The organism is Streptomyces pseudogriseolus (genome assembly GCA_002154585.1).
Lineage (GTDB): Bacteria > Actinomycetota > Actinomycetes > Streptomycetales > Streptomycetaceae > Streptomyces > Streptomyces pseudogriseolus.
Map to the genome: position 1 here is coordinate 1 of MUNG01000339.1, position 5,359 is coordinate 5,359.

The window sequence follows — 5,359 nt, forward strand, 5'->3', positions numbered from 1 at the left end:
CGCCACCCCCGCCCCGGGCCCGTCGCCGATGCCGGCGCGCCGGAAGAACCACCCGCGAGACGGGCCCCTCGCACACCCGTGCGTCACGCTCGCGGTGACACTCCGAAGAGGTCGACCGCCTCACGCAGTTGACGCAGACCGTCCCCCAGGGCGCTCACCGAGCCGATGGCTCCGGCGACGAGCAGCAGGGAGCGGCGCAGCATCGGGACGTCGGGACGGTCGGCGGCGGCCAGCGTGGCCAGGGCCTCCTCCGCGATGCTCCGGTCCCGGAACTCGGCACGGTGTGCGGCCAGCTGGCGGCGTAACCGGGCCACGGCGGAGCGCAGCTCCGTCACCCGCGGATCCACCGGACTGCCGGGCACACACCTCTGGTCCACGCCTCGCAACACGGTCCTCCCCCTGGCAGGTCGTCGTGCGCCTCCCCTGACCCGGCCCCACGCGCCCCCGCGGACCGGTGCGCGCCAGTAAACGCCACCCCGGGGCCTTTGCGCCACCCCGCTGCGTCATCAACATGTTCCGCAGCGTGACACAGCGACCCGGGGCAACCACCGCCGCACCCCCGTGCGGGCGGCGGCGGGTGGGGTATGCAGGGGGCATGACGGACGACGAGAACCGGGTGGCCGGCCTGGTGCTGGCGGCGGGCGGCGGACGCCGGCTCGGCGGGCGCCCCAAGGCCCTGCTCCCGCACCGAGGGCGGCTCCTCGTGGAGCACGCGGCGGAGGTGCTCCGCGCGGGCGGCTGCGCGGGCGTGCACGTGGTGCTCGGGGCGCGTGCCGAGGAGGTGCGCGCCCGCGCCGCGCTGCCGGGCTGCGCGCTCGTGGACAACCCGGACTGGGAGCAGGGCATGGGCACGTCCCTGCGGGCCGGGCTGGACGCGCTGGCGGGCACGGACGCGCGGGCCGTGCTGGTGCTGCTGGTGGACCAGCCGGGGATCGGCCCGGAGGCGGTGGCCCGGGTGCGGCGCGCGTACCGGTCGCCGCGCTCGCTGGTCTCGGCGGCGTATGACGGCGTACGCGGTCATCCGGTGCTGTTCGGCGCCGCGCACTGGGCGGGGATCGCCGCGACCGCGACCGGCGACCGAGGGGCACGGGCCTATCTCAGGGAGCACGCGGACGCCGTCGCACTGGTCGAGTGCGGCGACGTCGCGGAGGCGTACGACATCGACACGGAGGCCGATCTGACGCACCTCGAATGAGGACTCTCGGCATCAACAAAACATTGAACTTCCACCATGAGAAAACTAGTATCCACTGCTCAGAAGCCCTGTGCCCGGAGCAAGGGCCTGTCCTCGCCGTACCCGGGTCGCCCGGCACCCGGCACCCGGTGCCCCCCCCCGCACGCCGAAGGAAGTGACAGCTGATGTCCGCACCAGCGCCGTCCCCGCTGGCCATCGTCGACGCCGAGCCCCTGCCGCGGCAGGAGGAGGTCCTCTCCGAGACGGCACTCGCCTTCGTGGCGGCGCTGCACCGGCGGTTCACGCCCCGGCGCGACGAACTGCTCGCCCGCCGCGCGGAGCGCCGCGCCGAGATCGCCCGCACCTCCACCCTCGACTTCCTCCCGGAGACGGCCGCGATCCGCGCCGACGACTCCTGGAAGGTGGCCCCGGCCCCGCCGGCCCTGGAGGACCGCCGTGTCGAGATCACCGGACCGACCGACCGCAAGATGACGGTCAACGCGCTGAACTCCGGCGCGAAGGTGTGGCTCGCGGACTTCGAGGACGCGTCCGCGCCCACCTGGGAGAACGTGGTCACCGGCCAGCTCAACCTGATCGACGCCTACTCCCGCAGCATCGACTTCACCGACGAGCGCACCGGCAAGACGTACGCCCTGCGCCCGGAGGAGGAGCTGGCGACGGTCGTGATGCGCCCGCGCGGATGGCATCTGGACGAGCGCCACCTCACCGACGCCGACGGCACCCCGGTGCCGGGCGCGCTCGTCGACTTCGGCCTGTACTTCTTCCACAACGCCAAGCGGCTGCTCGACCTCGGCAAGGGCCCGTACTTCTACCTGCCGAAGACGGAGTCGCACCTCGAGGCGCGGCTGTGGAACGACGTGTTCGTCTTCGCGCAGGACTACCTGGGCGTCCCGCAGGGCACGGTCCGCGCCACCGTGCTGATCGAGACGATCACGGCCGCGTACGAGATGGAGGAGATCCTCTACGAGCTGCGCGACCACGCCTCCGGGCTGAACGCCGGCCGCTGGGACTACCTGTTCTCCATCGTCAAGAACTTCCGTGACGGCGGGCCGAGGTTCGTGCTGCCGGACCGCAACGCGGTGACGATGACCGCCCCGTTCATGCGCGCCTACACCGAACTCCTCGTCCGCACCTGCCACAGGCGCGGCGCGCACGCCATCGGCGGCATGGCGGCGTTCATCCCGTCCCGGCGGGACGAGGAGGTCAACAAGGTCGCGTTCGAGAAGGTGAAGGCGGACAAGGACCGCGAGGCGGACGACGGTTTCGACGGCTCCTGGGTCGCCCACCCGGACCTGGTGCCGATCGCGATGGAGTCGTTCGACCGGGTGCTCGGGGACCGGCCCAACCAGAAGGACCGGCTGCGCGAGGACGTCGACGTCACGGCCGAGGACCTGATCGCGATCGACTCGCTCGACGCGAAGCCGACGTACGCGGGCCTGGTCAACGCCGTGCAGGTCGGCATCCGGTACATCGAGGCGTGGCTGCGCGGCCTGGGCGCGGTGGCGATCTTCAACCTGATGGAGGACGCGGCCACCGCGGAGATCTCCCGCTCGCAGATCTGGCAGTGGATCAACGCGGGTGTGGAGTTCGAGAACGGCGAGAAGGCGACTCCCGAGCTGGCCCGGAAGGTCGCCGCCGAGGAGCTGGCGAACATCCGCGCGGAGCTCGGCGAGGAGGCGTTCGCGGCGGGCAACTGGCAGCAGGCGCACGACCTGCTGCTCAAGGTCGCCCTCGACGAGGACTACGCCGACTTCCTCACCCTGCCGGCGTACGAGCAGCTGAAGGGCTGACGGTCCGGTTCACGTGCCCGAGTGGCCCAGGGGATCTCCCGGGGCCACTCGGCCTGTTGTCACCGCAGGTGCACCGTGCCGTCCTGTTCCACGGCCGGCCGGCCGTGCAGGTCGGGCACCTGCTTGAGCCACGCCGGGCGGCCCCGTTGCGTGCGGGCCGCGCGGAGGGCGTTCTCCGCGGCGATCTCGTCGGCCGTGGGGAAGTCGTGGGGCAGCCACGCGGCGGACGCCCGCGCCCGCGCGTGCAGGTGGTCCACGTAGGCCGCGCGGACCGCCTCGGGCGAGTCGAACCCGGGCTCGCCGTCCAGCCAGGCGTCGGGCACCTCGTCCACGATCGACCGCAGCAGCTCCTCCGTCACCCGGGGCGCGAACTCCGCGTCGGCGGCGCGCACGTCGGGCCCGTACCGGCCGAGGGCGTGGTGCCGGAAGTCGTACGCCTTCTCGGGGTCGCCGGCGTCCCAGCGGTGGTGGAAGACGAGCGCCGCGCCGTGGTCGATGAGCCACAGCCGGGGCGGGACGACGCCGAGGGTCGGCCACAGGAGCAGGTTGGAGCTGTGCACGGTGCGGTCGACGTTCGCGGTCAGCGCGTCGAGCCACACGATCCGCCCGGCCTCCAGCGGGTCGACGGCGACCTGCTCGGCCACCTCGGGGGTGAAGTCGCGCGCGCCCGGCAGGTGGTCCATGCCGAGGTTGACCCCGGCGCTGGAGGCGTGCAGGTCGCGGACCTCCTGGTGCGGTTCGGCGTCGGCGATCGCCGGGTCGAAGTGCACGAGGACCAGCTCGGGGAAGCGCAGTCCGAGCGCCCGCGCCAGCTCGCCGACGATCACCTCGGCGACCAGCGCCTTGCGGCCCTGCGCTGAGCCGGTGAACTTCACGACGTACGTGCCCAGGTCGTCCGCCTCGACGACGCCCGGCACGGAGCCCCCGGAGTGCAGGGGCTCGATGTAGCGGGTGGCGGTGACCTGCTTCAGCATGCTCCGGGCCACCCCATCCTCGTACGACGTCGGACAGGCATCCTAACCGCGCGGGGTGGGGCGGCGCCGGGGCAGGTCAGGCGGACGGTCCGGTCTCCTTCTCGCGTTCCTCGGCCCGCGTCACCGGTTCCTCGGTCCGGGGGCGCAGGGTGTCCGCCGGGACCATCTCGGGGACGTAGTCGCGGCAGTCGGGGTTGTGGCAGGGGCCCGCCCGCCAGCGGGGGACGTTGACGCCCAGGGTCTTGTGCCGGGTGACGACGGTCTCGACCGGCTGTCCGCACGAGCCGCACAGCAGCTCGGTGGGCCGGGTCCCGGGGCGCTTGCGGTCGCTGCTCATGCTTCCACTTTACGCCCGCTTTACGCGTTTTCGTCCTGTTCGGCGGGCGGCCGGAGCACGCTCACCGTGATCGACACGGCCAGGACGACGACGATGACGGCCAGGCTGACCAGGGACGGGATCTCGGGGACGGCGGTGCTGACGGTCTCGTGGGTCGCCTGGAGGACGAGCTTGACGCCGATGAAGCCGAGGATCAGCGCCAGGCCGTAGCTCAGGTAGTGGAAGCGGTCGAGCAGGCCGGCGAGCATGAAGTACAGGGCGCGCAGGCCGAGGATGGCGAAGGCGTTGCTGGTGTAGACGATGAACACGTCGCTGCTGACGGCGAGGACCGCGGGCACGCTGTCGACGGCGAAGACCAGGTCGGCGGCCTCGATGGCGGCGACGACCGCGAGCAGCGGGGTCGCCACCCGGCGGCCCGCCTCCTTGACGAAGAAGTGCGGTCCCGCGTACTCGTCCCGCACCGGGATCACCTTGCGCAGCAGCCGGACCGCGACGCTCCTGCCCGGGTCGAAGCTCTCGTCCTCCCCCTTGAGGATCTTGTACGTGCTCCAGAAGAGGATCGCGGCGAAGACGTACAGCACGGCGGTGAAGCTGCTGACCACGGCCACGCCGGCCGCGAGGAACAGGCCGCGGAAGACCAGGGCGCCCAGGACACCGAGGAACAGCACGCGGTGCTGGTAGGCGCGTGGCACCTGGAAGTAGCCGAAGATCAGGGCGAAGACGAAGAGGTTGTCGACGGACAGGCTCTTCTCCAGCAGCCAGGCGGTGGTGTACTCCACGCCCGCGTCGGTGCCGACGACGAGGAAGACCACGCCGCCGAAGAGGACGGCCAGGGTGATCCACGCGGCGCTCCAGGCGGTCGCCTCGCGGAAACCGATGGTGTGGGCGGCGCGGTGCGCGAACAGGTCGACCGCGAGGGACACCACGACGATGACGACGAAGACGATCCACAGCCAGAACGGCACGTCATGCACGGGCCCGCCTCCTCTGGGCGCGGTCGGACGGCGGTCCCCCCGGGCGTTCTTTCGTACGGCAGCCCTGTTCCCGAGTCTGGGGCATCCGG

General features: G+C 72.2%; 6 protein-coding genes. 2 read left to right on the top strand and 4 right to left on the bottom strand.

All coding sequences use genetic code 11. The features are described 5' to 3' along the window. Positions 1 to 83 precede the first annotated feature (83 nt). On the bottom strand, positions 84 to 335 hold the full coding sequence (locus tag CCN29_RS26455) for a DUF5955 family protein (RefSeq protein ID WP_442538499.1): 252 nt from the start codon (positions 333 to 335) through the stop codon (positions 84 to 86). A gap of 260 nt (positions 336 to 595) precedes the next feature. On the opposite strand from CCN29_RS26455, the gene CCN29_RS26460 reads away from it, so the two are divergent. Then, positions 596 to 1,195, top strand: a complete 600-nt coding sequence (locus tag CCN29_RS26460) for a nucleotidyltransferase family protein (RefSeq protein WP_086685007.1) — start codon at positions 596 to 598, stop codon at positions 1,193 to 1,195. A gap of 164 nt (positions 1,196 to 1,359) precedes the next feature. After that, positions 1,360 to 2,985 (top strand): malate synthase A, encoded by a 1,626-nt coding sequence (gene aceB, locus CCN29_RS26465; RefSeq protein ID WP_031023117.1) that lies wholly within the window; start codon positions 1,360 to 1,362, stop codon positions 2,983 to 2,985. 59 nt (positions 2,986 to 3,044) lie between these two features. Here the strand turns inward: aceB and CCN29_RS26470 are convergent, their stop codons facing one another. From CCN29_RS26470 to CCN29_RS26480, 3 genes are all read right to left on the bottom strand, one after another. Beyond that, on the bottom strand, positions 3,045 to 3,959 hold the full coding sequence (locus CCN29_RS26470; protein WP_031023118.1) for a HipA family kinase: 915 nt from the start codon (positions 3,957 to 3,959) through the stop codon (positions 3,045 to 3,047). 76 nt (positions 3,960 to 4,035) lie between these two features. Beyond that, positions 4,036 to 4,296, bottom strand: coding sequence for a hypothetical protein (locus CCN29_RS26475; RefSeq protein WP_086685010.1), 261 nt, complete (start codon positions 4,294 to 4,296; stop codon positions 4,036 to 4,038). Between the two features lie 20 nt (positions 4,297 to 4,316). After that, complete coding sequence (locus tag CCN29_RS26480) at positions 4,317 to 5,270, bottom strand: TerC family protein (protein ID WP_086685013.1); 954 nt, start codon at positions 5,268 to 5,270, stop codon at positions 4,317 to 4,319. Positions 5,271 to 5,359 lie beyond the last annotated feature (89 nt).

What these genes read in the sequence shown, in the direction of transcription:
- aceB (WP_031023117.1), top strand. Translation starts at nt 1,360, where the DNA reads ATGTCCGCACCAGCGCCGTCCCCGCTGGCCATCGTCGACGCCGAGCCC.
- CCN29_RS26470 (WP_031023118.1), bottom strand. Translation starts at nt 3,959, where the DNA reads ATGCTGAAGCAGGTCACCGCCACCCGCTACATCGAGCCCCTGCACTCC.
- CCN29_RS26475 (WP_086685010.1), bottom strand. Translation starts at nt 4,296, where the DNA reads ATGAGCAGCGACCGCAAGCGCCCCGGGACCCGGCCCACCGAGCTGCTG.
- CCN29_RS26460 (WP_086685007.1), top strand. Translation starts at nt 596, where the DNA reads ATGACGGACGACGAGAACCGGGTGGCCGGCCTGGTGCTGGCGGCGGGC.